We start from the raw sequence: 25,590 nt of genomic DNA, 5'->3' as shown, positions 1-25,590 counted from the left end.
CTTATGACCACCACGAGCAAACGCCCCTTATACCTTCCTTACGCCGGTCCTTCCCTACTTGAAATGCCGCTATTGAATAAAGGCAGTGCGTTTACTCAGGAGGAGCGGTTGGCGTTCAACCTGATCGGCCTGTTACCGCAGAAAGTCGAAACCATCGATGACCAGCTTGAACGTGTCTATCGACAATACCAGCAGTGCCATAGTGACCTGGAGCGCCACATTCACCTGCGTGCCATTCAGGACGATAACGAAACGCTGTATTTTCGCCTGGTGTCGCAGCACCTCGAAGAAATGCTGCCGATCATCTACACGCCGACGGTGGGCAAGGCGTGCCAGGAATTTTCCAATATCTACCGCAATCACCGCGGGCTGTTTATCAGCTACCCGGACCGCGAGCACATGGATGACATCCTGCGCAGCGCCACCAAGGACAACGTCAAGGTCATTGTTGTGACTGACGGTGAGCGTATTCTGGGTCTGGGCGACCAGGGCATCGGCGGGATGGGCATTCCCATCGGCAAGCTGGCGCTGTATACGGCCTGTGGCGGCATCAGCCCTGCGTACACGCTGCCGATCATGCTGGATGTGGGGACCAACAATAAGTCGCTGCTGGATGACCCAATGTACATGGGCTGGCGGCACGAACGGATCGGCCAGGAAGAGTACAACGAGTTCATGGCGATGTTCATTGCGGCCGTCAAACGCCGTTGGCCCAATGTGCTGCTCCAGTTTGAGGATTTCGCCCAGGCCAACGCCGTGCCTTTGCTGGAGCAGTACCGTGACCAGCTGTGCTGCTTCAATGACGACGTTCAGGGGACCGCCTCGGTAGTGGTGGGGACGCTCCTGGCGGCGTGCCAGGCCCGCGGGCAGACCATTGCCGACCAGCGGGTGGTCTTCGTCGGCGGCGGCTCTGCCGGTTGCGGCATCGCCGAACAGGTGGTGGTGGCCATGCAGACGGAGGGCTTGACCGAGAGCGAAGCCCGGGCGCGCATCTACATGGTGGACCGCGAAGGCCTGATGACCGACGACCAGCCTTGGCAGCGCGATTTTCAACGCCGCCTGGCCCACGAGGCAGGCCTGGTAGCCGACTGGAACGGGCAAGGACTCGAAGAAACCATCGCACAAATCAAGCCGACGGTACTGATTGGCGTCTGTGGCCAGCGTGGGATTTTCACCGAGCAGGTGGTGCGCACCATGCACGCGGGCTGTGAGCATCCAGTGATCATGCCGTTATCCAACCCGACATCCCAGGCGGAAGCGGTGCCCGAGGACGTCATCCGTTGGACGGAAGGCCAGGCGCTGGTGGCAACCGGCAGCCCGTTTCCTCCGGTGGTCTTTAACGGCCGCACCTATCCGATTGCGCAGTGTAACAATGCCTATATTTTCCCGGGCATTGGGCTTGGGGTCGTGGCCGCCAGGGCATCGCGGGTCACCGATGAAATGTTGATGAGTGCTTCGCGGGCCTTGGCGCGGGAGGCACCGCTGGTCAAGGAAGGCAAGGGCGCGCTGCTGCCACCGCTGTCGCGTATTCGCGATATCAGTCAGTCCATTGCCTTTGAAGTGGCGGCCCAGGCGCAACAGAACGGGGTGGCGCTCAAGACCGGCGGCACCGAGCTGCGTGCTGCCATTGATCGCGCTTCATGGGACCCGGAATACCGCACCTACCGGCGGCGCGCTTTCTAGACCGTCATGCAAAAAAAAGCCCCCACAAAGTGGGGGCCAGCAAGCATTGGTCGGTTTCCCGATTAGGCTGCGCCAATCATGTTACGCAGCACGTAATGTAGGATACCACCATGACGGAAGTACGCCAGTTCATTCTCGGTATCGATGCGGCACTTGGCATCAACGGTTTTTTCGCCATCGGCATGCTTGATGGTGACCTTGACGCTGCCGCCCGGGGTTAAATCGCTGAGCCCGGCAATCGATATCTCTTCATCACCGGTAAGCCCCAGCGTCTTGCGGCTCTCACCTTCCGGGAACTGCAGGGGGACCACGCCCATGCCGATCAGGTTGGAACGGTGGATGCGTTCGTAAGACTCGGCGAGTACGGCGCGAACGCCCAGCAGGCGGGTACCTTTGGCAGCCCAGTCACGCGAGGAGCCGGTGCCGTACTCTTTGCCTGCAATGACGACGAGCGGCTTGCCTTCTTCCTTGTACTTCATCGCGGCGTCGTAGATCGCCATCTGCTCGCCGCTCGGCACGTGACGGGTTTCGCCGCCCACTACGCCGTTGAGCATTTCGTTTTGGATCCGCACGTTGGCGAAGGTGCCACGCATCATGACTTCGTGGTTACCGCGGCGCGAACCGTAAGAGTTGAAGTCCACCGGCTTGACGCCTTTCTCCTGAAGGTAGCGCCCGGCGGGGCTATCGGGTTTGATGGCACCGGCCGGGGAGATATGGTCGGTGGTCACCGAGTCGCCCAGCATGGCGAGCACGCGGGCGTTGTGGACATCCTCGATGGCGTCCGGCTCGCGGCCCATACCCTCGAAAAACGGCGGATGCTGGATGTAGGTCGACTCAGGCCACTGATAGACATTGCTTTCGGGTACCTTGATGGCCTTCCAGATATCGTCGCCTTCAAACACCTCGCCGTATTCTTTATGGAACATCGCGGTATTGACCTGCTCGACGGCGGTGGCGATTTCCGCCTGGCTCGGCCAGATATCCTTGAGATAAACCGGATTGCCGTCGCGGTCCTCGCCGAGCGGGTCCTTGCTCAGGTCGCACTGCACGTTACCCGCCAGCGCGTAAGCGACGACCAAGGGGGGCGATGCCAGCCAGTTGGTTTTCACCAGCGGATGCACGCGGCCTTCAAAGTTACGGTTACCCGACAGCACCGAGGCAACGGCCATGTCACCGTCGGAGATGGCCTTTTCGATCTCATCGGCCAGCGGGCCGGAGTTGCCGATACAGGTGGTGCAGCCGTAACCCACCAGGTTGAAGCCCAACGCGTCCAGGTCATAATTCAGGTCGGCAGCTTCCAGGTAATCGGTGACGACCTTGGAACCCGGCGCCAGCGATGTCTTGACCCAGGGTTTGGTGGTGAGGCCTTTTTCCCGCGCTTTGCGGGCGAGCAGGCCGGCTGCCATCATCACGCTGGGGTTGGACGTGTTGGTGCACGAAGTAATGGCGGCAATCACCACCGCGCCTGGGTTGAGGTTGAAGTCCTGATCATCGAGCTTCACCGCCTGACTGGTGTCATGCTCAAAGCTGCGCTCAACCCCCACGGCGGTCTGGCCACCCTCGGAGGACAGTTTTCCGTTGGCGGTCGGCTCTGCTTTGGTATCTTCCTGCATGAATTTTTCAAAGGCCGACGCCATGTCTTTAAGGGCCACCCGGTCTTGGGGACGCTTGGGCCCTGCAAGGCTTGCTTCGACCTCGGTCATATCCAGATGCAGGCTGTCAGTGAAGATAGGCTCGTCGCCCGGTTCGCGCCACAGCCCCTGGGCCTTCGAGTAGGCTTCGACCAGGTCAACCTGCTCGTCTTCACGGCCGGTCAGGCGCATGTAGTTAAGCGTTTCGTCGTCAACCGGGAAGAAACCACAGGTGGCGCCGTACTCGGGGGCCATGTTGGCAATGGTCGCCCGATCGGCCAGCGGCAGGTCTTTCAAGCCGTCGCCGTAGAATTCGACAAATTTACCCACGACGCCTTTCTTGCGCAGCATCTCGGTCACGGTAAGCACCAGGTCGGTGGCCGTGATGCCTTCGCGCAGCTTGCCGGTGAGCTTGAAGCCGACCACTTCGGGGATCAGCATGGAGACGGGCTGGCCGAGCATGGCCGCTTCGGCTTCGATGCCGCCAACACCCCAGCCAAGGACGCCAAGCCCGTTGATCATGGTCGTGTGGGAGTCCGTGCCGACCAGGGTATCGGGGTAGGCCAGGGTACGGCCGTCTTCCTGCTTGGTCCACACGGTTTTGCCCAGGTATTCCAGGTTGACCTGGTGGCAAATGCCGGTGCCGGGCGGTACCACGCGGAAATTATCGAAGGCTTGTTGACCCCAGCGCAGGAACTCGTAACGTTCCCGGTTACGCTGCATTTCAATGTCGACGTTTTCCTGGAAAGCGGCTGGGTTGCCGAATTTGTCGACCATCACCGAGTGGTCAATGACCAGGTCCACCGGTGACAGCGGGTTGATCTTGGCAGGATCCTCGCCGAGCTTTTCAACGGCGGCGCGCATGGACGCCAGGTCGACCACGCCTGGCACGCCTGTAAAATCCTGCATCAGCACGCGGGCGGGGCGATAGCCGATCTCACGACTGGACTTGCCTTCTTTTTGCCAGTCGACCAGGGCCTGCATGTCTTCTTGGGAAACGCTCTCGTCGTCAGCAAAACGCAGCTGGTTTTCGAGCAGAATTTTGAGTGTCTTGGGTAGCCGGTCGATGTTGCCAAGGGCGTCTGCTGCGTCTGGCAGACTGAAATAATGGTAGGACGTATTGCCTACCGTTAATGTTTTTTCCGTGTCAGAAAGCTTGCTCATGCGATTCTCCTCTCTATTGCTTGGCGTTGCGCGATGCGCGCCGGTCACTGTCTTCCTTTCCTCTGGCTGATCTGGATATGACGACTATCAGTATGGCTCATCCGGGGCGTTAAACCCGAACATCATGGCCCTTGGTTGTTATTAGAGGTGGGTCTGTACGCCTGCGGTTTCAAGTCGCAGCGACCTTTTTGCGCCATGCTGGCCTTGCAATCCCTTGTACTTGACGCCATTTCAGGCAGACTCTGTGCAAAATTATCAGCCGACTCTTTACAAGGTGGTGTCATGCAAACACGTCACGAGCGCTTAATCATTCTGGGATCTGGCCCGGCGGGCTATACGGCAGCCGTCTATGCGGCGCGCGCCAATTTGAAGCCGCTGCTGATTACCGGACTGCAGGCAGGTGGTCAGTTAACGACCACCACCGACGTGGATAACTGGCCCGGTGATGCGCAGGGCGTACAAGGTCCTGAACTCATGGAGCGCATGAAGCTGCACGCCGAGCGTTTCAATACCGAAGTGCTTTTCGATCATATCCATGAGGTTAGCGTAAGCGATAAACCCTTTACCTTGAAAGGCGACAATGGTGTATATACCTGCGATGCGCTGATCGTGGCGACGGGGGCCAGCGCACGTTACCTTGGCCTTCCCAGCGAACAGCAGTTCATGGGACAGGGCGTGTCGGCCTGCGCCACCTGTGACGGGTTCTTCTATCGTAATCAAGACGTCGTGGTGGTCGGCGGCGGCAATACCGCGGTCGAGGAGGCGCTTTACCTGTCGAACATCGCCTCTAAAGTGACCCTGGTGCATCGCCGTGACACCCTGCGCGCGGAGAAAATCCTCCAGGACAAGCTGTTTGAGAAAGTCGACGCGGGCAAGGTCGTGCTGGAGTGGTTTCAGCAGGTGGAGGAAGTCCTCGGCGATAACACCGGGGTAACCGGCGTGCGGGTTAAATCGACCCAAGACGGCAGCCTCAAGGATATTCACGCGCCGGGGCTGTTCATCGCCATTGGCCATAGCCCGAATACCGGTATTTTCGACGGCCAGCTGGATATGAGCGGTGGCTATATCAAGGTGAAGTCCGGCCTGGAAGGCAATGCCACGGCGACCAGCGTGCCGGGTGTCTTTGCCTGCGGCGATGTCATGGATCATGTCTACCGGCAGGCGATCACTTCTGCGGGCAGCGGCTGCATGGCGGCGTTGGACGCCGAGCGTTACCTGGACGGCATTACAGGCTGATCGACCCGCCTTGCCCGGCTAGTCGCTGCATTCGGTCGGTGCGGGCGCCATCCGCCAGCGTCCAAGTTGACTCAGAATCAGGGTGCTGCCCCTGGTGCGGGATTTCCCGCCCTGGGGGCAAAGGGTAAATCGCCCGTTATAGCCGCTGCTGTGGCCCAGCGCATCGTAGCGTATTCGCCGCCAGCCCCGGCTGTACCGAACCTCGACGCGTTCGCTGGCAGGGAAGGCGCGCAGCACATCGGTCGACGCAATATCCGCCGTTTGATCCCCGAGAACCACCATCAGTGCCTTGCTCCAGTTCTCGCCGCAGCGCAACGTATCATGCAAGTCGGCAATGGGGCATAGCGTGACCGGCTGGCGCTGGGTTATGGCCGTCTGGCGGGCAAAGCCCAGCGCCGTTTGCAGCCGATTGACTTCGCCGGTGCGCGCCGATCGTTCACCCAGCGCCTGAAAGCTGGGAATGCCCCATACAGCGATGATTCCCATGATCAGCAGGGTGACCAATAGCTCCAGCAGGGTAAATCCCCGCGTCTTGGCGCCACTCATGCGGCCTATGGATGGTTGATGCATATCGCCTCCTTGCGCTTGACCCTTGGACGCCCGCCGTTATGCTCGTGACTGAGCGGCAGGTATTGAAACCCTTACCTTAGGCGTTGCCGATACTTTTTTATGTAAGCCAAAGTGGACAAAGTGTGTGAGCGATTTCTTAATTGTGGGCGGCGGCGTCATCGGCATGATGACCGCGCTCCAGCTAGCCGATGCCGGGCAGCAAGTCAGTCTGGTCGAGCGTGGCGACTGTGGCCGGGAAGCCTCGTGGGCCGGTGGCGGTATTGTCTCGCCGCTGTACCCCTGGCGTTACGCTCAAGCCATTTCCCGACTGTCCCGCTGGTCGGAAGGCGCCTACCCAAGCCTCTCCCTGCGCTTGCTGGAAGAAACCGGCATCGACCCGGAGTACCGGCAAAAAGGGCTGCTGTACCTGAGTGTGGATGATCCAGAGGCTGCGCTTTCCTGGGCGCGGCAGATGGGTAAGCCACTGGAGCGCGTCAGCGCCGATATGGTGCGGGCCAAGGAAAGTTGCCTGCCACCAACCGAGGGAGCGCTGTGGATGCCAACGCTGGGCAGCGTGCGTAACCCGCGCCTTGGCAAGGCGCTGCGTGCCCGGTTATCGGCGATGCCCAATGTGACGCTGCATGAGCAGTGTGAGGTGAAGGATTTTGTACGCCACGGCGAGCGCATCGAGGGTGTAAGCACTGCCCAGCGGACGCTGACCGCGGCGCATACGATTGTCTGCGGCGGCGCCTGGGCCGGGACGCTGCTCAAGACGCTTGATGTGTCGCTGCCCGTGAGGCCGGTAAAAGGCCAGATGCTTGCCTACCAGACGCCGCCTGGCCTGGTAAAGCGCGTGGTGCTCAAGGACGGACGCTATGTGATTCCGCGAGCCGATGGTCTGCTGTTGGTCGGCTCGACCCTTGAGGCGTGTGGTTTCGACAAGACCACCGATCAGGAGGCGCTGATCTCGCTCCGCCAGAGTGCAGAGGACATCGTGCCAGCGCTTGCCGATTATCCGGTGGCGTATCATTGGGCTGGGTTGAGGCCGGGCTCGCCGGATGGCGTACCCTTTATCGGCGAACTGCCGGGATGGAAGAACATATCGGTGAACGCGGGGCATTACCGCAATGGTCTGGTACTCGCTCCGGCGTCAACGCACCTGCTGGTGGATCAGTTGCTCGGGCGCCCGCCGTTGATCGATCCGGCGCCGTATCGGATGACGCCAGAGCGATTAACCGCCGGGTAGGCTATGGGTCGGTGTCGTTATCACGCTGGCTCCGTTGCTCCTGCAGGAAGCGGTCGCGATGGGCGCTTGAGCAAAACCACTGCTCAGCCTCGCGCAGCGCTTCCTCTTCGGGTAAATGCACGTCGCACCAGCGGCAGCGTACCATATGGCCGCCATGGTGCTGCTGGTCCTGCTGCTGCTGGGTAAGGCGCTCCTGCTGCCATTGCCGGTACATGCTGAAAAGCTTGAGACCGGCGTAGAACAACACCGCGAAAATAATTAGCCGAATAATCAAAAGGTTCATCCTGTTGTCGCCCTCATGCAATTTGCAAGCGCGGCCTTTGCCTGCGAGCGGCCCTTGCGGGACAATGCGTATTGATGGTGTGTCTCCATTCTAAAAGATTCTCAAGAGATTTTATCGCCCATGCAAGATTTAACGCTGGTCATGGCTCAACTCGACCCCTTGGTGGGGGATATTCCCGGCAATGCCGCCCGCGCCATTGAGGCCGTGCGTGAAGCGCGCATCGAGCACGGTGCCGACATTGTGGTGTTTCCCGAGTTGTTTTTGTCAGGTTATCCGCCGGAAGATTTGCTGCTGCGTCCCTCCATGGAAACGCGCCTGCGTGAGGCGCGTGCCCGCATGGCCGAGAAGATGTCACGGGACGTGCTGGTGATCATCGGTTATCCCGGTGTACGGGAAGGCCACTGCTACAACCTGGCGGGGCTGTTGTACAACGGCCAATGGGAAGCCGAGTACGCCAAGCAGGCGTTGCCCAACTATCAGGTGTTCGACGAGCAGCGCTATTTCACGCCGGGCACCGAGACGCTGGTGCACGAGCACAAAGGGGTGAAGCTGGGCATCGCCATCTGTGAGGACTTGTGGGAGGGCACGCCGATCAAGGCCGCGGCAACGGCCGGTGCCGAGGTGCTGATTACCCTGCATGCCTCGCCTTACCACCAGGATAAGCCGAGTGAACGCCTTCGCCTGCTCGAGCAGCGAGCTCAGGATGTCGAGCGGCCCATTGTCTACGTCAATACCATTGGCGGCCAGGACGAGCTGGTCTTTGACGGCGGCTCCTGCTGTGTCGATGCCCAGGGGCAGCTACAGGTGCTGGCGCCTTACTGGGAGGTCGGCTTGATGCCGGTGCAGTTGCTGCAAACCAGTGCCGCGACCTGGGAGCCGCAACCCGGGGAGATAGAACCTGAGGTCGAGCCCGAAGAAAGCCTTTACTGTGCCCTGGTGACCGGCGTGCGCGATTACGTCAATAAAAGCGGTTTTGACGGCGTGGTGCTGGGCCTTTCCGGCGGTATTGATTCGGGACTTTCGTTGGCGATTGCCGTGGATGCGCTGGGGCCGCAGCGGGTCCAGGCAGTGATGATGCCCTATCACTACACTGCCGATATTTCCAAACAGGATGCCGCCGAGCAGGCCAGGTTACTGGGCGTGCACTACGACATCATGCCCATCGAGCCAATGGTGGAGGCATTCATGGGCACGCTGGCGGAAAGCTTTGCCGGTACCGAGCGGGATACCACCGAGGAAAATCTTCAGTCGCGCTGCCGTGGCGTACTGCTGATGGCGATTTCCAATAAAAAGGGGTTGATGGTCCTGACCACCGGCAATAAAAGCGAGATGGCGGTGGGCTACGCCACGCTCTACGGCGATATGGTGGGCGGCTACAACGCCATCAAGGATGTGTACAAGACCTGGGTGTACCGGCTGGCCCGCTGGCGCAATACTCAGTCACCGGCGATACCCGAGCGCGTCATCGAACGCCCGCCCAGCGCCGAGCTGGCACCTGATCAGCAGGATAGCGACTCCTTGCCCGACTATGACGTGCTCGACGCCATCCTGGCGCGCTATATCGAAGGCGACATGAGTGCCGAAGCCATCATTGAGGCAGGCTTTGCCCGCGAAGATGTCTATCAGGTCGTCAAGCTGGTCGACCGCTGCGAATACAAGCGGCGCCAGGCACCGGTGGGCGTACGGGTCACCCCGCGTGGCTTCGGCCGTGACCGGCGCTACCCGATCGTCAACGGCTGGCAGCCCGGCGAGTAGTCGGGTGCCAGGAGGCCTAGTCGAGCCTAGTTGAGCATTGGTGGCGGTGCCAGGCTGCGCTTTACCATCTCGACAGCGGAGGCCGGTTTGCTGAAATAATAGCCCTGGTAGGCGTGGCATTGGCGATCATTCAGGTGGCGCCAATGTTCCTGGGTTTCCACGCCTTCGGCGATCACGTTCAGTCCCAGTGCCTGCCCCATGGCAATGATGGTTTGCACAATCGCCATGTCGTCCGCGTCCTTGTGCAGGTCGCGGACAAACGACTGATCGATTTTGATCTGATCCAGCGGCAGCCGCTTCAGGTACTGAAGCGATGAGTACCCGGTGCCAAAGTCATCGATGGCGAAACTGATCCCCAGCGCTTTCAGCTGATGCATGCGGGCAATGGTATCGTCCACATTACCAATCACCGTGCTTTCCGTGATTTCCAGCTTCAACCGTTGTGGCAGGGCGCCGGTCCTGGCGAGAACGCAGCGTACGCTATCGACGAAATCAGGCTGCTGAAACTGTTTGGCGCTGACGTTGACCGCAAGCGTCAGGTGCGCCGTGCTGTCATCGTCGGCCCAGGCAACCAACTGCTCGCATGCGGCTTCAAGCACCCACTGACCGATCGGCACGATCAGCCCGGTTTCTTCGGCCAGGGGGATAAAGGTGCCTGGCGAGACAAAGCCTTGTTGCGGATGTTGCCACCGAATCAACGCCTCTGCGCCAATCGCCCGCCCGGTGCTGTCGACCTGCGTTTGATAAACGAGTACGAATTCCTGACGTTCAATGGCCACGCGCAGGTCACGCTCCATTTCTGTTCTGGCTTCGAGTTCCGCTTGCACCGCCGGGTCATAAAACCTCAGGCCGTTGGGAGCTGACTGCTTGGCAAGGTGGGCAGCCGCGTTGGCATATTGAAACAGATTGTCGACGCTATACGCAGCGTCGCCAAACAGGACAACGCCAATACTCGTGCTCAGGAAATGTTCCTTTTCTTCCCAAAGATACGGCTGGCCGAGAGCGTGGTGGAGCTTCTCGGTGAGCAGCTCAGCTTTCTCTGCAGCCTTCAGTTGGTCCGCCGGCAATCCATCGATAATCATGACAAACTCATCGCCGCCTATGCGTCCAATGGTTGTCCCCTCGACGCCAAGGGCCGATAACCGCCGGGAAATTTCTTGAAGCAGGCTATCACCTGCCCGGTGGCCGCAGCTGTCATTGATGCGTTTGAAGTCGTCTACGTCCAGGTATAGCAGCGCGCCGTAGGTTTCCGTCCGCTGGTTGGTATCCAGTGAATGGTGAAGGTGCTCTTTCATTAACTGCCAGTTAGGCAGTTGGGTAAGGCTGTCGTAGTAGGCCAGTCGGTGCACCTTGCGCTCGGCCTCGCGACGCTGCTGCTCGGTTTTTCGAAACGATAGCAGTGCGGATGCAATACGCTTCAGTGGCCCCCGATGACGTTGGCTGAGGCGTTGAATATCGGCAAAGTCAGGCAGTGCCTGGCGAGTGTTTGAGAGTGCCAGGATGGCATCGCCAACCATCACCAGTCGACGGTTGATGCGCCAGGCGGCAAAGACGGCGGCAACGACCAGTATGCCCAATAACCCCAGCCCTACCCAGGCAAGGGTATTGATAGACCGGCTCAGGGTATGGAAGGTTTGTTGATGACGCTCACTCGCCCGCTCGGTGAGTGTTTCAAAGGTACCTTGAGTGAGAATCATGAAATGATTGAAGTTGGTTTCAGCTTCCTGCATGAAAAAACTGATGTCGGTCTGATTCAGCGTGGCGGCTTCGTTAGCCATTTCGATGAAACGCCGATATTTTTGAAAAGCGGACAGTAGCGTTTCAGCACTGTCGGCATGCAGGCCATCAACCAGGCCCGACGACGCCAAATGCTCGATACGCTCGCCCATTTCGTTCAGCTTTAGGTGAATCTGGCTGTATTCGCTATAGCTATCGAATGCGCTGAGCTGGTCGTTGTCGGCTTCCGCAAGCACCTGGCTGAGGCGTTCGTGAAGGGCGCCAAGTCGGCGCTCGAAGGTAGCCATTTCAACCAGGTTGGCAAGGTCTTCTGATTGCGTCTGGTGACTGTCGAGGAACTGCTCCCTGGCAATGTTCAGGGCCAGCATGCCCAGCACGAAGGCAGGAACGGCAAACATCAAGACGGGCAGCAGGAAAAACACGATAAGGCTTTGGGTGGGCTTCATATCCGACTCAGCACAGAGGGTCTGAAATAGAGGCTCCCTTCCAATCGGGAGCCTTCCTTTTGGTGAGCGCCTATCCGTGGCGATGAAGACAGCGTTCTTTTGCTTAGAAGCTTTCCCACTCGGGCTGGGGTTTTTGCTGGCGCAATGCGGGTTGAGAGGTGGCTGGCGCAGCGTTAGCGGTGGCCTGAGACGAGGCCAGGGCTTTCGCGTGGTCGGAACCGCTAGAGGGCAGCCTGAAGATGGACATGGAGTCGATCAGCTTATGCGCATTCTGGCGCAAGTTGTTGGCCGCCGTGGCGCTTTCATGTACCAGGGAGGCGTTTTGCTGGGTAACCTGGTCCATCTCGGTAACCGCTTGGCCGACTTCCTGTACCCCGGCACTCTGCTCGGCGCTGGCATGGCTGATTTCTTTCATGATGTCGGTAACCCGGCCAATTGCCGCCACGATCTCTTCGGTTGACTTGTTGGCGTCGGCGGCGCGCTCGTTGCCGTGCTTGACGCGCTCCAGATTGCTGGAGATCAAATCATTGATCTCCCGGGCGGCGTCGGCACTGCGCTGGGCAAGTTTGCGCACTTCTTCCGCCACCACGGCGAAGCCGCGGCCGTGTTCGCCGGCACGAGCCGCTTCCACGGAAGCGTTCAGCGCCAGGATGTTGGTCTGGAAGGCAATGGCATCGATGGTGGAGATAATCCCGGCGATTTCCTGTGAGCTCTTGTTGAGATCATTCATGGTGTCGGCCACCTGACGCACGGCGTCACCGCCTTGTGTCGCTGTGCGGGAAGCGCTGCTCGCTTCCTGGCTGGCCTGCTCGGAGTTGTCGGCGTTGAGTTTGACGGTGCTGTTGAGCTGCTCCATGGCCGAGGCGGTTTCTGCCAATGCGCTGGCCTGTTGCTCGGTACGTGATGACAGGTCGTTATTGCCCTCGGCAATTTGCTCGCTGTTGCTGGCGACCGCCTGGGCCGATGCCCGTACTTCGGCGACGATGTCCTGAAGCTGACGAGCCATCTCCACCTGAGAGGCCATGATGCTGCGCTTGTCGCCCTTCTTCAGACGCCCTTGGCTATCCAGTTCGCCACGCCCAATGGCTTCGGCAAACGCCTTGACTTCGTGGGGCTCGGCGCCCAGCTCACGCATCAGTTGGCGGGTCATGAAGACCGCAATAAAGCCGCCTACCAGCAAGGCGAATACCGTCAGACCGAGCATCTGCATCTGAAAGCCCGATGCAGTATCACGCGCGGACGCGGTGGTGTCGTTATTCAGCTGTTCCTGATGGTCGATGAACTGATTGATGCGGTTGAGCCACTCGGCATAGGCAGCCCCGGCTTCATCGAGCAGTAACTGCTCAGCCGCTTGATAATTTCCTTGCGCGTGGGCATCCAGTACTTCGTCGGTGAGCGCTCGGGTCGACTCTGCCTGCTCTTCAATACGGCTGAGCAAGTTCTGTTCTTCGCTGTTGTTTTGACCCTGCATGTCAGCGTTCTCGGCGATAACGCTCTGCATGCCTGACGAGGCGCTTACGTAGTTGTCCTGCAAGCGCTGCATGGTCTCCTGAAGCGAGGTAATATTGCCATCACGAGTGAGAACAATGTCGCGCAGCGCGATGGCGCGGTCGTGGACGCTGCCGCGCCAGTCGATTGCGTGGCGCTGTTTTGCGCCGTTGACGTCATTGATTATCGAGAGATCACGATCAATCTGGTTGACCTGGTAGATGCCAATGCCCGTCAATATCACGAGAAGCGCGAGAAGTGCCGAAAATCCCAGGGTAAGACGTGTGCTGATCTTGGTTCCCGTGAACCGTGAGTTTGACAAAAGCATTGAGTTTCTCCTTAGGCACCGTTCAGGTGCTTGATCATGTTGGTATGAGGATAGTAGTCATTTATATAGCTTTTGTACAATTTTTGGTAGCGGTTTTAGTGTGAGTTTTTGTTAACCTACTGATAAAAAGGAATAAAAAAGAAGCCAAGCGAGAGCATGGCTTCTTTAAGGCTTTGTCACCAAAAAAAACTTGTACAGCGTCTTTGTCAGCTCATGTCAGCGTCTGACAGAGCGGATAGCGATGCGTTAATCGATATGCTTGGGTACAAACCGGTTACCCTCAAGCTGGTCGTGGTTGGGCGCATTGTCACGCAGCACCGCGAGCACCTCGTTGGCACGGTCGTTCATTTCCAGGCCCTGGTAGCCCTCTACCATGGTGGCGAGTGCGTCGTGGGTGGCGTTGGATTCAGGGTATTTTTCGACCACCCAGCGACCGCGCTCAACGGCGGCGAGATAGGCGCCGCGGCGCAGGTAGTAGTCGGCTACGTGCAGTTCATGGCGGGCGAGCAATTCACGCAGGTACACGATCCGCTGCTGTGCGTCCGGCGCATATTCGCTTTGGGGGTAGCGTTGAATCAGCTCCCGGAAGTCGCTGTAAGCATCGCGCGTGGCCCCCAGGTCGCGCTTGGAGATATCGATCAAGCGCAGGCGCTCCAGGCTGAAACGCCCTGCCTGCCAGGCAGACAGGCCCCGCAGGTAATAGGCATAGTCCACCTGAGGGTGGTCGGGGTGCAGGCGAATGAATCGGCTGGCGGCGGCGCGCGCTTCTTCCCAATTGCCATTCTCGTAATAGGCGTAGATCAACTCCAGTTGGGCCTGTTCGGCGTGCTCGCCAAACGGATAGCGAGTGTCCAGCGCCTCAAGGCGTTCTACCGCGATATTGAAGCGGTTTCCATCTAGAGCTTCACGTGCCCGTTCGTAGAGTTCACGCTCGGCAACGCCAGCGTATTCGTCCTCGTCCGAGGCGGTGTCGTTGTTGCCATTGCTGGCGCAGCCGGCCAGTAAAGCAAAGCTTAAAGCAAACACGCCAAAACGATTGGCAGCGGAAAAAACGCGCATCATCATCCTCGTTGCAAACAAGCCTCAATCACCGAAAAGCGACGATGGCCATGAGTAGAAATGGTAGAATAAGTCACAGTCAGCCCACTATAAATCACCTCGGCAAAAAACGCAGGCTTCGCATGACATTGCCGGGGTGTCGTCAAAGGAAATTATCCCATGCCTCGCAGTGTTGAAGCGACGCAACGCGTGCCAACCTCTTTGGCAGGTGCCCGATTGGACCAAGCGGCAGCCGAGTTGTTCAGTGATTACTCCCGTGAACGGTTGAAAGCGTGGATCAATGCCGGTGAATTGACGGTCGATGGCGAAAAAGCCAAGCCAAAGGCAAAGTTGCACGGTCACGAGACACTCGTGCTGCAAGCGACACTGGAAGAAGATACGCGTTTCGAGCCACAGTCGATCCCCCTGGATATCGTTTTTGAAGACGAGACGGTAATGGTGGTCAACAAGCCAGCGAATATGGTGGTTCACCCGGCGGCGGGCAACCCGGATGGCACCCTGCTGAACGCCCTGTTGTACCATCACCCGGCCCTGGCGGAAGTTCCCCGGGCAGGCATCGTGCATCGACTGGATAAAGATACCACCGGCCTGATGATGGTGGCCAAGACCCTGCCCGCGCAAACTGCCTTGGTTGAGCAGCTACAGGCGCGCAGTGTTTCCCGCCAGTACGATGCCGTGGTGATTGGCAAACCGATCGCGGGCAGCACGATCGATGCACCGATTGGACGCCATCCCAAAGACCGCAAGCGACAGGCGGTGAACGCCTCAGGCAAACCGGCGGTGACCCACTTTCGTGTGGTGGAGCGGTTTCGGGCGCATACGCACGTGCGCTGCCAGCTGGAAACCGGGCGTACCCACCAGATCCGGGTCCATATGGCCCACGCCCGCTACCCGCTGATTGGGGATCAGCTCTACGGCGGGCGCGCCAAGCTGCCGCCTGGCGCTGCGGGCCCATTGAAAGACATACTACGCGAATTTCCCCGCCAGGCGCTGCACGCGCGCAAGCTCAGGTTTGTCCACCCTGTTAGCGGCGAAACACTGACTTTCCACGCGGGCCTGCCCGATGATCTACTAATGTTGTTGGACTACCTGCGCGACGATAGCGAGACCATGCGATGAGCGATGCCATTGACCTGAAGCCCACGCTGTTGGTGCCAGATTGGCCGGCACCGGCTAACGTAGGGGCGTTCGTCACTACCCGGGAGACAGGGCCCAGCCAAGGTGATTTTGCGGCCTTCAATCCAGCCGCCCATGTGGGTGATAACGCCGACCACGTTAACCTGTGCCGTCGTTTACTCGGAAAAGAGCTCGGCGATGAGCGTCCATTCCTGTGGCTCAATCAAGTCCATGGAGCGCGCGTTCAGCAGGCTTTTCAGGCCGGGGCGCCAGAGGCTGACGCGGCGATTGCCAATGACCGCGACTACGCCTGCGTGGTGCTGACAGCCGACTGCCTGCCGGTGTTGTTTTGCAACCGGGCGGGGACTCAGGTGGCGGTTGCCCACGCGGGCTGGCGTGGCTTGGCAACGGGCGTTCTGGAAGCCACGGTCTCGGCGATGAACAGTGAGCCGGACGATATTCTGGTGTGGCTGGGGCCGGCGATATCGAACGCGCAGTTTGAAGTGGGCCCCGAAGTCTATGGGGCCTTTGTGGCAGCGCAGCCCGAAACGGCGGATGCGTTCGACCACAGCCCTTATCGTCTGGGGCATCACATGGCCGACCTCTACCGGTTGGCCCGCTTTCGTCTCGAGGCGTTGGGCATTCATCACATCAGCGGTGGTCACTTCTGCACCGCCTGCGAGTCACGCTTTTACTCCTATCGCCGAGACGGAGGCCGTACCGGCAGAATGGCCAGCGTGATCTGGATCAAGTAAATCAGCAGACCGTCACTCTTGCCCTTGAAACCTCCCGGCGCTGCCGCCATTTAAGCAGTCAAGCTAATCGTGATTAGCACGAATGACGACAGGTTATCGGGATACGCCGCACGTCCAAACGCGCGGCCACCCCAGGAGGAAATCATGCGATTTGATAAATTTACCGCCAAGCTCCAGGCCGCCATTGCCGAGGCGCAATCGCTGGCCGTGGGTCGCGGGCACAACCAGCTTGAGCCTGCCCACTTGCTGCTGGCGCTGCTGGATACCAAAGATACCGGCATCAAGGCCCTGGTCGAGAAAGCCGAGGCCAGCAGTTCGCGTCTGCGCGATGGCTTGGTTCAGCAACTGGACGATTTGCCCAAGGTCGGCCAGTTCGATGGGGAAGTGCAGCCCTCGCGGGATTTGGTCAAGCTTTTCAACCTGACCGACCGCGAAGCGCAGAAGCGTGACGATCAGTTTATTGCCAGCGAGCTGGTGCTGCTGGCCGCACTGGAAATGAACAGTGCCATCACCAAGTTGATGAAGCAGGTCGGGCTTACCCGCAAAGCGCTTGAAGCGGCCATTGATAGCTTGCGCGGCGGTGCCAAGGTGGACGATCCAAACGCCGAGGACCAGCGTGAGGCGCTCAACAAGTACACCCTGGACCTGACTCAGCGCGCGCTGGACGGCAAGCTGGATCCGGTGATTGGCCGCGACGACGAAATTCGCCGCACCATTCAGGTGCTGCAGCGGCGCACCAAGAACAACCCTGTTCTCATTGGTGAGCCCGGTGTCGGTAAAACCGCCATTGTCGAAGGTCTGGCGCAACGGATCGTCGATGGCGAAGTCCCTGAAGGCCTGAAAGACAAGCGTGTGCTGTCGCTGGATATGGGCGCGCTTTTGGCGGGGGCCAAATTCCGCGGCGATTTCGAAGAGCGCCTGAAAGCAGTGCTCAAGGAGCTCTCCCAGGAAGAGGGTCGGGTGATCCTGTTCATCGATGAGCTGCACACCATGGTCGGCGCAGGCAAGGCCGAGGGTGCCATGGACGCGGGCAATATGCTCAAACCGGCGCTGGCCCGCGGTGAGTTGCATTGCGTGGGCGCCACTACTCTGGACGAGTATCGCCAGAATATCGAGAAAGACGCCGCCCTTGAGCGCCGTTTCCAGAAGGTGCTGGTCGACGAGCCCACGGAAGAAGATACCGTGGCGATTTTGCGCGGCTTGAAGGAGCGTTACGAAGTCCACCACGGCGTGGATATCACCGACTCGGCGATTATTGCCGCGGCGAAACTCTCCACGCGCTACATTACGGACCGTCAACTGCCCGATAAAGCCATCGACCTGATCGACGAAGCGGCCTCGCGTATTCGCATGGAGCTGGATTCCAAGCCCGAAGAGATGGATAAGCTCGACCGCCGCTTGATTCAGCTCAAGATGGAGCGCGAAGCGCTTAAGAAAGAGACCGATGAGGCGACGAAAAAACGCCTGGAAGCGCTCAATAACCAGATTCATGAGCTGGAGCGCGAGTACGCGGACCTGGATGAGATCTGGAAAGCCGAGAAGGCCAGTATTCAGGGGGCGGCGCAGTTCAAGGCCGAGCTGGAGCAGGCCCGCATTGATCTTGAACAGGCCCGCCGCCAGGGTGACCTGGGTCGCATGTCGGAGATCCAGTACGGCAAGATCCCTGAGCTGGAGAAGAAAATCGCCGAAAGCGCCGACAGCGAAACGGATACCTCAAGCCATCAGCTGTTGCGCTCCAACGTGACTGAGGAAGAGATTGCTGAGGTGGTTTCCCGCTGGACGGGCATTCCGGTCGCCAAGATGCTGGAAGGCGAGCGGGACAAGCTGCTGCGCATGGAAGAGGCATTGCATGAGCGGGTGATCGGCCAGGATGAAGCGGTCGAGGCCGTGGCCAATGCCGTGCGGCGCTCGCGAGCCGGTTTGGCTGACCCCAACCGGCCCAACGGTTCCTTCCTGTTCCTCGGTCCCACCGGGGTGGGTAAAACCGAGCTGTGCAAATCGCTGGCCAACTACCTCTTCGACACCGAGGAGGCCATGGTGCGCATCGATATGTCGGAGTTCATGGAGAAACACTCCGTGGCTCGCCTGATCGGTGCGCCGCCCGGCTATGTAGGCTATGAAGAAGGTGGCTACTTGACCGAGGCCGTGCGCCGCAAACCCTATTCGGTGATGCTGCTCGACGAGGTAGAGAAGGCTCACCCCGATGTGTTCAATATCCTGCTCCAGGTGCTGGAAGATGGGCGTTTGACCGACGGTCAGGGCCGCACGGTAGATTTTCGCAATACCGTGATCGTCATGACTTCCAACATGGGCTCTGACATCATCCAGCGTATGGGCGGTGGCGCTGGTGATGACCAGGACAGTAATTATGACGTCATGAAAGACAGCGTCATGGAGGTGGTGGGCAATCACTTCCGGCCTGAGCTGATCAACCGCATCGATGAAGTGGTGGTATTCCACGCGCTGGGTCAGGAGCAAATCCAGGCAATTGCCGGTATCCAGCTGGAACGCCTGAAGGCACGTCTGGCTGAGCATGACTTGAGCCTGGAAATCAGCGACGATGCCTTGGCACAGTTAGCCGTGGTGGGCTTCGACCCGGTCTATGGGGCAAGGCCGCTCAAGCGGGCGATTCAAAGCCGTATTGAGAATCCCTTGTCCCAGGATTTGCTGGCCGGCAAGTTCTCGCCCGGCGACACCATTCATATCAGCGCAGAAGAAGGTAAATTAGTCTTCTCTTAAGCTTTGCTTCTTTACCTGCCAGCCCCGCTTGACCACGTCTGCGGGGCTTTTTTTACCCTGAATCAGGCTGTTTGTCGGCTTTCGCTGGATCGAAGGTTGACAGGCTGAGGATGCTAATGGAATCTTGTGGGTTCCTGATTTGCGGGCGCGGAACCAACGGGTAACCCCCACTCCCCGCGCGAAGGGTAGGCGAAGGCCTCTACCCGCCGAAGGACTTCCGGGCTTGGGCTAACCGCCCGACCTGGCCAACGCCCCGACACGGCAAACCGCCGTGACAAGAGTGCAGGCCCTAACCGGGCCTTATGCCAGGGTTTGGCATCAGGTGCCAGCAATGGCTGGCAGCGGCATACCGCCGCACTCGACACCGTAGAATCGTCTGCGGATCGCACTCGAGACCTCCAGGGGAGAAACACTGTGGAACTGCTTTCCGGCGCAGATATGATTGCCCGCTTCTTGCAAGATGAGGGCGTCGAATACATTTATGGATATCCCGGCGGTGCGGCGCTGCATATATATGACGCGCTTTTCCGCCAAGACAAGGTGAAGCACATTCTGGTGCGGCATGAACAGGCGGCCACCCATGCAGCGGACGGTTACGCACGCGCATCGGGCAAGCCCGGCTGCGTGCTGGTCACGTCAGGCCCGGGGGCCACTAATGCCGTGACCGGTATTGCCACCGCCTATATGGACTCGATTCCGATGGTGGTGCTATGCGGGCAGGTAATGAGCCACCTGATCGGCGATGATGCTTTCCAGGAGACTGACATCGTCGGTGTGACCCGTCCGATCGTGAAGCACAGCTTTTCGATTCGTCACCCGTCCGAAATCCCGGAAGTGCTCAAGAAAGCCTTCTATCTGGCGGCCACCGGTCGTCCTGGCCCCGTCGTGGTCGATATTCCCAAGGACATGACCGCGCCTACCGAGCGTTACGAGTACGTCTATCCGAAAAAGGTCAAGATGCGCTCGTACAACCCGGTCACCCGAGGCCATACCGGCCAGATCAAGAAAGCCGTTGACATGATGCTCAAGGCCAAGCGACCGGTATTTTATACGGGTGGCGGCGTCGTGCTTGATAAAGCGAGTGAGGGCTTGACCGATCTGGTCAAGCAACTGGGCTTTCCCATTACCACGACGCTGATGGGGATTGGTTCGTACCCGCAAAGTGACCGGCAGTGTTTGGGTTGGCTTGGGATGCACGGCTCCTATGAGTCCAACATGGCCATGCACCATGCGGACCTGATCATCGCCATCGGCGCGCGTTTCGATGACCGCGTCACCAACAACACATCGAAATTCTGCCCAACGGCGAAGATTGTTCACGTTGATGTCGACCCCAGCTCGATCTCCAAGACCGTGCGCGCCGACGTGCCGATCGTGGGCCCGGCGTCAAGCGTCATCAATGAGATGATCAGCCTGGTGCAGGGCCGGGAAGTTGCGCATCCGGAAGCGCTCACCGACTGGTGGCAGAAAATTGATGATTGGCGTGCTGAGCGCGAGGGCAAGCTCTATGAGCCGTCCAGCCCAGGCGAAGCGCTCAAGCCTCAAGAGGTGATCGAGGCGCTGTGTCGGGTGACACGCGGTGAAGCCTATGTCACGACCGACGTCGGTCAGCACCAGATGTTCGCCGCCCAGTACTACAAGTTCGATAAACCCAACCGACTGATTACCTCAGGCGGGCTTGGCACCATGGGGTTTGGCTTTCCCGCCGCCATGGGCATCAAGCAGAACTTCCCGGATGATGACGTGGTATGCGTCACCGGTGAAGGCAGTTTTCAGATGATGATGCAGGAGCTATCGACCTGCAAGCAGTACGGTGTCGGCGTCAAGATTGTCAATCTCAACAATGCCTCGCTTGGCATGGTACGCCAATGGCAGGACTTGAACTACAAGTCACGCCACGCCCATTCCTACATGGAGTCGCTGCCCGATTTTCATATGCTGATTGAGGCTTATGGGTTTACTGCGATCACCGTGACCACCCTTGAGGAGTTGGAGCCAGCGCTGGAGCGTGCGTTTGCCGACAAGCATGAACTGGTGTTTCTGGACGTGAAGGTCGACCCCTTTGAGCACGTCTATCCGATGCAGGTGCCGTTAGGCGCCATGCGCGACATGCTGCTGTCTAAAACGGAGCGTACCTGATGCGTCATATCATCTCGATTCTGATGGAAAACGAACCGGGTGCGCTGTCACGTGTGGTCGGGCTGTTTTCCCAGCGAAACTTCAACATTGAAACGCTTAACGTGGCGCCCACGGAAGACCCGTCGCTCTCCCGCCTGACGGTCACCACGGTGGGCGATGACCGGGTGATCGAACAGATCACCAAGCACCTCAACAAGCTGATTGATGTGGTGAAACTGGTGGACCTCACCGAAGGCAACCATATTGAGCGCGAGCTGATGCTGGTGAAGGTGAAAGCGCTAGGCGCGGCCCGTGACGAAGTGAAGCGCACGGTGGATATCTTCCGCGCGCAGGTCGTCGACGTGACGCCGAGCCTCTACACCGTGCAGATCACCGGCGATGCCGCCAAGCTGGATGCCTTCCTGCAGGCCATGGCGCCGGTGGGTATCCTGGAAGTGGCACGTACCGGGGTGTCGGGCATTGCCCGTGGTGACAAGGTGTTGTCGCTTTAAACTGCTGGTCGTTGATGCTGTTCAAGAAGGCCGCCCCTGTGAAGGGGCGGCTTTTTTTTACAAGTGACGTTCTTCAACGAGCGCTGACGGTGGCCCAGAAGGCGTCGATCATGGGGTTTTTCAAGCGCCGGTTGAGTACGCATAACCCAACATCGTAGTGAGGTAGCTCAGGCTTCACGTTCAGCACCTGGACCCGCCCGGCCAGTGGACTGTTATCCAGTACGATTTTCGGCACGACACCCACGCCAAACCCCAGGCCCACCATGCTGACGATGGCTTCATGCCCGGCCACCTGGGCATAAATCCGCGGCGCAATGCCCAATGCCTTGAACCAGGTGTTGGTGTGCTCCCTGGAAAGCCCCGCTTCAGACAGAATCATGGGCACCCGTTGCCACTGCGCGGCGGTCGAGCTTTCGGGTTCGAGGGGTAGCCAGTCCTGTGTCTCGTTTGGCGCAATGAACACTAACGGCGAGCGTGTGAGCGATTTAAAGGCCAATGCGCCAGGCGGAATGCGCGGGCGCGGCGTAATCGCCATATCGTCAGCGCCATCCAGCACGCGGGTCATGGCGTTGGCGGGGTCGCCGGTGTGCAGCTTGAGCTCAATGCCCGGGTGACGCGTGCGGACATCGCTTAACAACTCATACAGGAAGCTGTAGCTGGCGGTGACCGAGCAGTAAATACTGATTTCGCCGCGCAGTTGTTCGGTGGTGGCCGCGAGCGTCCGCTTTTGCGTTTCCCACTGTTCCAGCGTGTCTTTCGCATAGTGGTGAAACGCCAAACCCTGCGAGGTCAGGGTGACATGGCGATTGTCGCGCTCAAACAGGCGAGTGCCCAGTTCCGCTTCAACCTGTTGGATCGAACGGCTTAGCGTTGACGGGCTGATATGGCACAGTTCGCTGGCGCGACCAAAATGTAGCGTCTCGGCCAGAGTGGCCACGTGTTTGAGTAAGCGGAAGTCCATGGCAGGTCAGTATTCTCGGCTATATTTCGTAAAATGAAATAGTATGTTGCAAACATAGCGTTTTACGCAACGGCGATGCTGTCGTAGAGTGATCTCAATGCCATATCCCAGTGCCGCGAAAGACGGCACGGGTGGCCATCAACGCTGAACCACACGCTATTCAACTTTCTGATTCAACCTGCTTTTGGAGTTTCGCCATGCGCGTTTATTACGATAAGGATTGTGACCTGTCCCTTATTCAGGCCAAAAAAGTCACCATCGTTGGTTATGGTTCTCAGGGCCATGCCCACGCGAACAACCTTAAAGAATCAGGTGTCGATGTCACCGTTGCATTGCGCAAAGGTTCCTCGTCGGCGGCCAAGGCAGAAAGTGCTGGCCTGAAAGTAGCCACTGTTCCAGAGGCATGCCAAACTGCTGATGTGGTGATGATTCTGGCGCCGGATGAAAACCAAAAGGCGATTTACGAGCAGGAAGTCGAGCCAAACCTGAAAGAAGGCGCGACGCTTGCGTTCGCTCACGGCTTCAACATCCACTACAACCAGATCGAGCCGCGTAAAGATCTCGACGTCATCATGATCGCACCCAAGGCGCCGGGCCATACGGTCCGTTCCGAGTTCGTCAGGGGCGGTGGTATTCCCGATCTTATTGCCATTCATCAGGATGCATCGGGCAACGCCAAAGAACTGGCACTTTCCTACGCTGCAGGCGTAGGCGGTGGCCGCAGCGGGATCATCGAAACCACGTTCAAAGATGAAACCGAAACCGACCTGTTCGGTGAGCAGGCAGTGTTGTGCGGTGGCGCCGTTGAGCTGGTAAAAGCAGGCTTTGAAACCCTGACGGAAGCTGGCTATGCACCGGAAATGGCCTATTTTGAGTGTCTGCATGAGCTCAAGCTGATCGTCGACCTGATGTACGAAGGCGGCATCGCCAACATGAACTACTCCATCTCCAATAACGCAGAGTATGGCGAGTACGTGACCGGCACCGAGGTCATCAATGAGCAGTCTCGTGCTGCTATGCGCAATGCGTTGAAGCGCATTCAAACCGGTGAATACGCCAAGATGTTCATCAATGAAGGCAACAGCAACTATCCGTCAATGACCGCGCGTCGCCGCCTCAATGCCGAGCACGACATTGAGCAGGTAGGTGCCAAGCTGCGTGGCATGATGCCGTGGATCGCTGCTAACCAACTGGTTGATAAGTCTAAAAACTGATGGTGATAAGCAGTTAACGCCACAGGGGTGACTGACGGGGTGCGCATTGGCGCGCCCCGTTTTGTATGGCACGACTGTTTATGCGCGCTCGGGCGCAATTGGCTGGCTGATAAGTCTTCAGCGTGTAGAATGAAAGTGGTCACTGCTGTTCCCGTGATTTACTTTTAATGGATGAGACCTATGACCCAGGACGCTCGCGATCAAGAGCAACCAAGTTCAGATCATTCTGGCGAAAACCAGGCAGGCAATACGCGACAAGATACCGCTGGCCAATCAGAAATAGGCGGCAATGAGGACTTGGCAGCAGCCTTTTTGCGCGACACGGAAGTGGTTGAAGAAGCGGTCGAAGATGGCAAAAAGGTTCGCCGCAAGGGGATCTACCTGCTGCCTAACTTGTTTACTACGTCGGCGTTGTTTTCAGGGTTCTTTGCCGTGGTGGCGGGTATCAATGGTGATTTTACGGCGGCGGCCGTCGCCATCTTCATTGCCATGGTGCTTGACGGCCTGGATGGACGGGTTGCGCGTATGACCAATACGCAAAGTGCTTTTGGTGCCGAGTACGACAGTCTGGCCGATATGATTTCTTTTGGCATGGCGCCTGCACTCGTCGCCTTTACCTGGATTCTCCAGGACATCGGTAAAACCGGCTGGGTGGTGGCGTTCCTCTATGTTGCTTGCGCGGCACTGCGCCTGGCGCGCTTTAATGTGCAGATCGGCAGTGTGGACAAAAAATGGTTTATCGGCTTGCCCAGTCCCTCGGCCGCGGCCCTGGTGGCGGCGAGTGTATGGACGTTCCATAGCTTCGATGCGGATGCTTTTGGTTTCAAGCTGCTGATGCTGGTGGTTGTGGCGGCGGCTGGCGTACTGATGGTCAGCAACATTCGTTATTACAGCTTCAAAGACCTCGACTTTAAAAAGCCGGTGCCTTTCGTGGTGCTGCTCGCCGTGGTGCTGGGTTTTGTGATGATCTCCGTTGAGCCGTCTGTCATGCTACTCCTGCTGTTTGGTGCCTATGTGCTCTCTGGCCCCGTGTTGGCCGTCATGCGCAAGGCGAAACCGAAAAGTTAAAAAATCTTCGCACGCCCCTTGCGTCCCCGCCAGCAAAGCCGTAAAGTACGCATCCGCTGCCGGGGACGCCCAGCGTTGCCAGCGGTAGATGAGGTGTAAAACCTCAGATTTGTCAGCGGGTTAGGCAAGCGAGCGTGGTTCATGTGTCATGTCACGCCGCCGCGATTTTTGCCAATCAGTCATTGACAATCCTTCGGAAGTGCGTAGAATACGTCTTCCTCGCTGAGGCCAAGCAGTTCAACGGTTGGTCGAGCCTTTCACTGACTTTTTAGTCAGTCAAGCAGCACAGCGAAACGCTCTTTAATAATGTGATCAGGTAATTCATGTGGGCGCTTGCCGATGAGGGTGGTAAATCACCAAATATCAAGGCAAGCGACTCGTCCAAGGTCTTCGGATCTTGAGAGAACGTTTGAAAACCTTGAGCCAAGTTTGGTTCGCTTCTGTCGCTTTCGGGTGGCAGGTAAGAACCGCAATGATTGTAAACTGAAGAGTTTGATCATGG

18 protein-coding genes are annotated in these 25,590 nt (G+C 58.6%); 11 read left to right on the top strand and 7 right to left on the bottom strand.

The annotated features are described in order from the left end of the window. Positions 1 to 3 precede the first annotated feature (3 nt). Positions 4 to 1,683: an NAD-dependent malic enzyme gene (locus tag BMX75_RS00090; RefSeq protein WP_092824091.1), complete on the top strand. Its 1,680-nt coding sequence runs from the start codon at positions 4 to 6 to the stop codon at positions 1,681 to 1,683. Positions 1,684 to 1,745: 62 nt separating this feature from the next. Here BMX75_RS00090 and acnA read toward each other — a convergent pair whose 3' ends face one another. After that, positions 1,746 to 4,478 (bottom strand): aconitate hydratase AcnA, encoded by a 2,733-nt coding sequence (acnA, locus tag BMX75_RS00085; protein WP_092824087.1) that lies wholly within the window; start codon positions 4,476 to 4,478, stop codon positions 1,746 to 1,748. Positions 4,479 to 4,760: 282 nt separating this feature from the next. Here acnA and trxB point away from each other — a divergent pair, with 282 nt between their 5' ends. Then, a complete protein-coding gene (gene trxB, locus BMX75_RS00080) occupies positions 4,761 to 5,714 on the top strand; it encodes a thioredoxin-disulfide reductase (protein WP_092824083.1) in 954 nt (317 codons plus the stop codon). Positions 5,715 to 5,732: 18 nt separating this feature from the next. Here the strand turns inward: trxB and BMX75_RS00075 are convergent, their stop codons facing one another. Next, positions 5,733 to 6,284 (bottom strand): GspH/FimT family pseudopilin, encoded by a 552-nt coding sequence (locus tag BMX75_RS00075; protein ID WP_245748302.1) that lies wholly within the window; start codon positions 6,282 to 6,284, stop codon positions 5,733 to 5,735. 124 nt (positions 6,285 to 6,408) lie between these two features. Here BMX75_RS00075 and thiO point away from each other — a divergent pair, with 124 nt between their 5' ends. Further along, entirely contained in the window at positions 6,409 to 7,509 is a 1,101-nt protein-coding gene (thiO, locus tag BMX75_RS00070; protein ID WP_092824080.1) for a glycine oxidase ThiO, read from the top strand. 1 nt (position 7,510) lies between these two features. Here thiO and BMX75_RS00065 read toward each other — a convergent pair whose 3' ends face one another. Next, positions 7,511 to 7,792: a PP0621 family protein gene (locus tag BMX75_RS00065; RefSeq protein WP_092824077.1), complete on the bottom strand. Its 282-nt coding sequence runs from the start codon at positions 7,790 to 7,792 to the stop codon at positions 7,511 to 7,513. A gap of 120 nt (positions 7,793 to 7,912) precedes the next feature. Between BMX75_RS00065 and BMX75_RS00060 the strand changes: the two genes are divergently transcribed. Continuing rightward, complete coding sequence (locus BMX75_RS00060; RefSeq protein WP_092824074.1) at positions 7,913 to 9,547, top strand: NAD+ synthase; 1,635 nt, start codon at positions 7,913 to 7,915, stop codon at positions 9,545 to 9,547. A 26-nt stretch (positions 9,548 to 9,573) separates the two neighbouring features. Here the strand turns inward: BMX75_RS00060 and BMX75_RS00055 are convergent, their stop codons facing one another. The 3 genes from BMX75_RS00055 to BMX75_RS00045 form a co-directional block, all read right to left on the bottom strand. After that, positions 9,574 to 11,730, bottom strand: a complete 2,157-nt coding sequence (locus tag BMX75_RS00055; RefSeq protein WP_092824071.1) for a putative bifunctional diguanylate cyclase/phosphodiesterase — start codon at positions 11,728 to 11,730, stop codon at positions 9,574 to 9,576. Positions 11,731 to 11,833: 103 nt separating this feature from the next. Further along, positions 11,834 to 13,546, bottom strand: coding sequence for a methyl-accepting chemotaxis protein (locus BMX75_RS00050; RefSeq protein ID WP_092824069.1), 1,713 nt, complete (start codon positions 13,544 to 13,546; stop codon positions 11,834 to 11,836). Positions 13,547 to 13,792: 246 nt separating this feature from the next. Further along, positions 13,793 to 14,605, bottom strand: a complete 813-nt coding sequence (locus BMX75_RS00045) for an outer membrane protein assembly factor BamD (protein ID WP_092824067.1) — start codon at positions 14,603 to 14,605, stop codon at positions 13,793 to 13,795. A 159-nt stretch (positions 14,606 to 14,764) separates the two neighbouring features. On the opposite strand from BMX75_RS00045, the gene rluD reads away from it, so the two are divergent. The 5 genes from rluD (at position 14,765) to ilvN (ending at position 21,845) form a co-directional block, all read left to right on the top strand. Continuing rightward, positions 14,765 to 15,724: a 23S rRNA pseudouridine(1911/1915/1917) synthase RluD gene (gene rluD / locus BMX75_RS00040; protein ID WP_092824064.1), complete on the top strand. Its 960-nt coding sequence runs from the start codon at positions 14,765 to 14,767 to the stop codon at positions 15,722 to 15,724. Next, complete coding sequence (pgeF, locus tag BMX75_RS00035) at positions 15,721 to 16,476, top strand: peptidoglycan editing factor PgeF (RefSeq protein ID WP_092824062.1); 756 nt, start codon at positions 15,721 to 15,723, stop codon at positions 16,474 to 16,476. The genes rluD and pgeF overlap by 4 nt, the downstream gene beginning before the upstream one ends. A 144-nt stretch (positions 16,477 to 16,620) precedes the next feature. Continuing rightward, positions 16,621 to 19,215: an ATP-dependent chaperone ClpB gene (gene clpB / locus BMX75_RS00030; protein WP_092824059.1), complete on the top strand. Its 2,595-nt coding sequence runs from the start codon at positions 16,621 to 16,623 to the stop codon at positions 19,213 to 19,215. A gap of 414 nt (positions 19,216 to 19,629) precedes the next feature. After that, on the top strand, positions 19,630 to 21,354 hold the full coding sequence (locus BMX75_RS00025) for an acetolactate synthase 3 large subunit (RefSeq protein ID WP_092824057.1): 1,725 nt from the start codon (positions 19,630 to 19,632) through the stop codon (positions 21,352 to 21,354). Next, positions 21,354 to 21,845, top strand: coding sequence for an acetolactate synthase small subunit (ilvN, locus tag BMX75_RS00020; protein ID WP_066316765.1), 492 nt, complete (start codon positions 21,354 to 21,356; stop codon positions 21,843 to 21,845). Before BMX75_RS00025 ends, ilvN begins: the two co-directional genes overlap by 1 nt. A 73-nt stretch (positions 21,846 to 21,918) precedes the next feature. Here ilvN and ilvY read toward each other — a convergent pair whose 3' ends face one another. Beyond that, complete coding sequence (ilvY, locus tag BMX75_RS00015) at positions 21,919 to 22,806, bottom strand: HTH-type transcriptional activator IlvY (protein WP_066316768.1); 888 nt, start codon at positions 22,804 to 22,806, stop codon at positions 21,919 to 21,921. Between the two features lie 197 nt (positions 22,807 to 23,003). Between ilvY and ilvC the strand changes: the two genes are divergently transcribed. Both ilvC and pssA read left to right on the top strand, forming a co-directional pair. Further along, on the top strand, positions 23,004 to 24,020 hold the full coding sequence (ilvC, locus tag BMX75_RS00010; RefSeq protein ID WP_092824054.1) for a ketol-acid reductoisomerase: 1,017 nt from the start codon (positions 23,004 to 23,006) through the stop codon (positions 24,018 to 24,020). Positions 24,021 to 24,200: 180 nt separating this feature from the next. Continuing rightward, positions 24,201 to 25,088: a CDP-diacylglycerol--serine O-phosphatidyltransferase gene (gene pssA / locus BMX75_RS00005; RefSeq protein ID WP_092824051.1), complete on the top strand. Its 888-nt coding sequence runs from the start codon at positions 24,201 to 24,203 to the stop codon at positions 25,086 to 25,088. Positions 25,089 to 25,590: the final 502 nt, after the last annotated feature.

This window comes from Vreelandella subterranea (assembly GCF_900111305.1).
GTDB lineage: Bacteria > Pseudomonadota > Gammaproteobacteria > Pseudomonadales > Halomonadaceae > Vreelandella > Vreelandella subterranea.
The sequence above is the reverse complement of the archived record's forward strand: the minus strand, read 5'-3'. Positions and strand labels throughout refer to the sequence as shown.

Excerpts from the sequence above, each read along its gene's own strand:
- ilvY (WP_066316768.1), bottom strand. The coding sequence starts at position 22,806 with ATGGACTTCCGCTTACTCAAACACGTGGCCACTCTGGCCGAGACGCTA.
- clpB (WP_092824059.1), top strand. The coding sequence starts at position 16,621 with ATGCGATTTGATAAATTTACCGCCAAGCTCCAGGCCGCCATTGCCGAG.
- BMX75_RS00090 (WP_092824091.1), top strand. The coding sequence starts at position 4 with ATGACCACCACGAGCAAACGCCCCTTATACCTTCCTTACGCCGGTCCT.
- BMX75_RS00050 (WP_092824069.1), bottom strand. The coding sequence starts at position 13,546 with ATGCTTTTGTCAAACTCACGGTTCACGGGAACCAAGATCAGCACACGT.
- BMX75_RS00065 (WP_092824077.1), bottom strand. The coding sequence starts at position 7,792 with ATGAACCTTTTGATTATTCGGCTAATTATTTTCGCGGTGTTGTTCTAC.
- ilvC (WP_092824054.1), top strand. The coding sequence starts at position 23,004 with ATGCGCGTTTATTACGATAAGGATTGTGACCTGTCCCTTATTCAGGCC.
- ilvN (WP_066316765.1), top strand. The coding sequence starts at position 21,354 with ATGCGTCATATCATCTCGATTCTGATGGAAAACGAACCGGGTGCGCTG.
- rluD (WP_092824064.1), top strand. The coding sequence starts at position 14,765 with ATGCCTCGCAGTGTTGAAGCGACGCAACGCGTGCCAACCTCTTTGGCA.
- BMX75_RS00055 (WP_092824071.1), bottom strand. The coding sequence starts at position 11,730 with ATGAAGCCCACCCAAAGCCTTATCGTGTTTTTCCTGCTGCCCGTCTTG.
- BMX75_RS00075 (WP_245748302.1), bottom strand. The coding sequence starts at position 6,284 with ATGCATCAACCATCCATAGGCCGCATGAGTGGCGCCAAGACGCGGGGA.
- BMX75_RS00045 (WP_092824067.1), bottom strand. The coding sequence starts at position 14,605 with ATGCGCGTTTTTTCCGCTGCCAATCGTTTTGGCGTGTTTGCTTTAAGC.
- pssA (WP_092824051.1), top strand. The coding sequence starts at position 24,201 with ATGACCCAGGACGCTCGCGATCAAGAGCAACCAAGTTCAGATCATTCT.
- acnA (WP_092824087.1), bottom strand. The coding sequence starts at position 4,478 with ATGAGCAAGCTTTCTGACACGGAAAAAACATTAACGGTAGGCAATACG.
- trxB (WP_092824083.1), top strand. The coding sequence starts at position 4,761 with ATGCAAACACGTCACGAGCGCTTAATCATTCTGGGATCTGGCCCGGCG.
- pgeF (WP_092824062.1), top strand. The coding sequence starts at position 15,721 with ATGAGCGATGCCATTGACCTGAAGCCCACGCTGTTGGTGCCAGATTGG.
- BMX75_RS00060 (WP_092824074.1), top strand. The coding sequence starts at position 7,913 with ATGCAAGATTTAACGCTGGTCATGGCTCAACTCGACCCCTTGGTGGGG.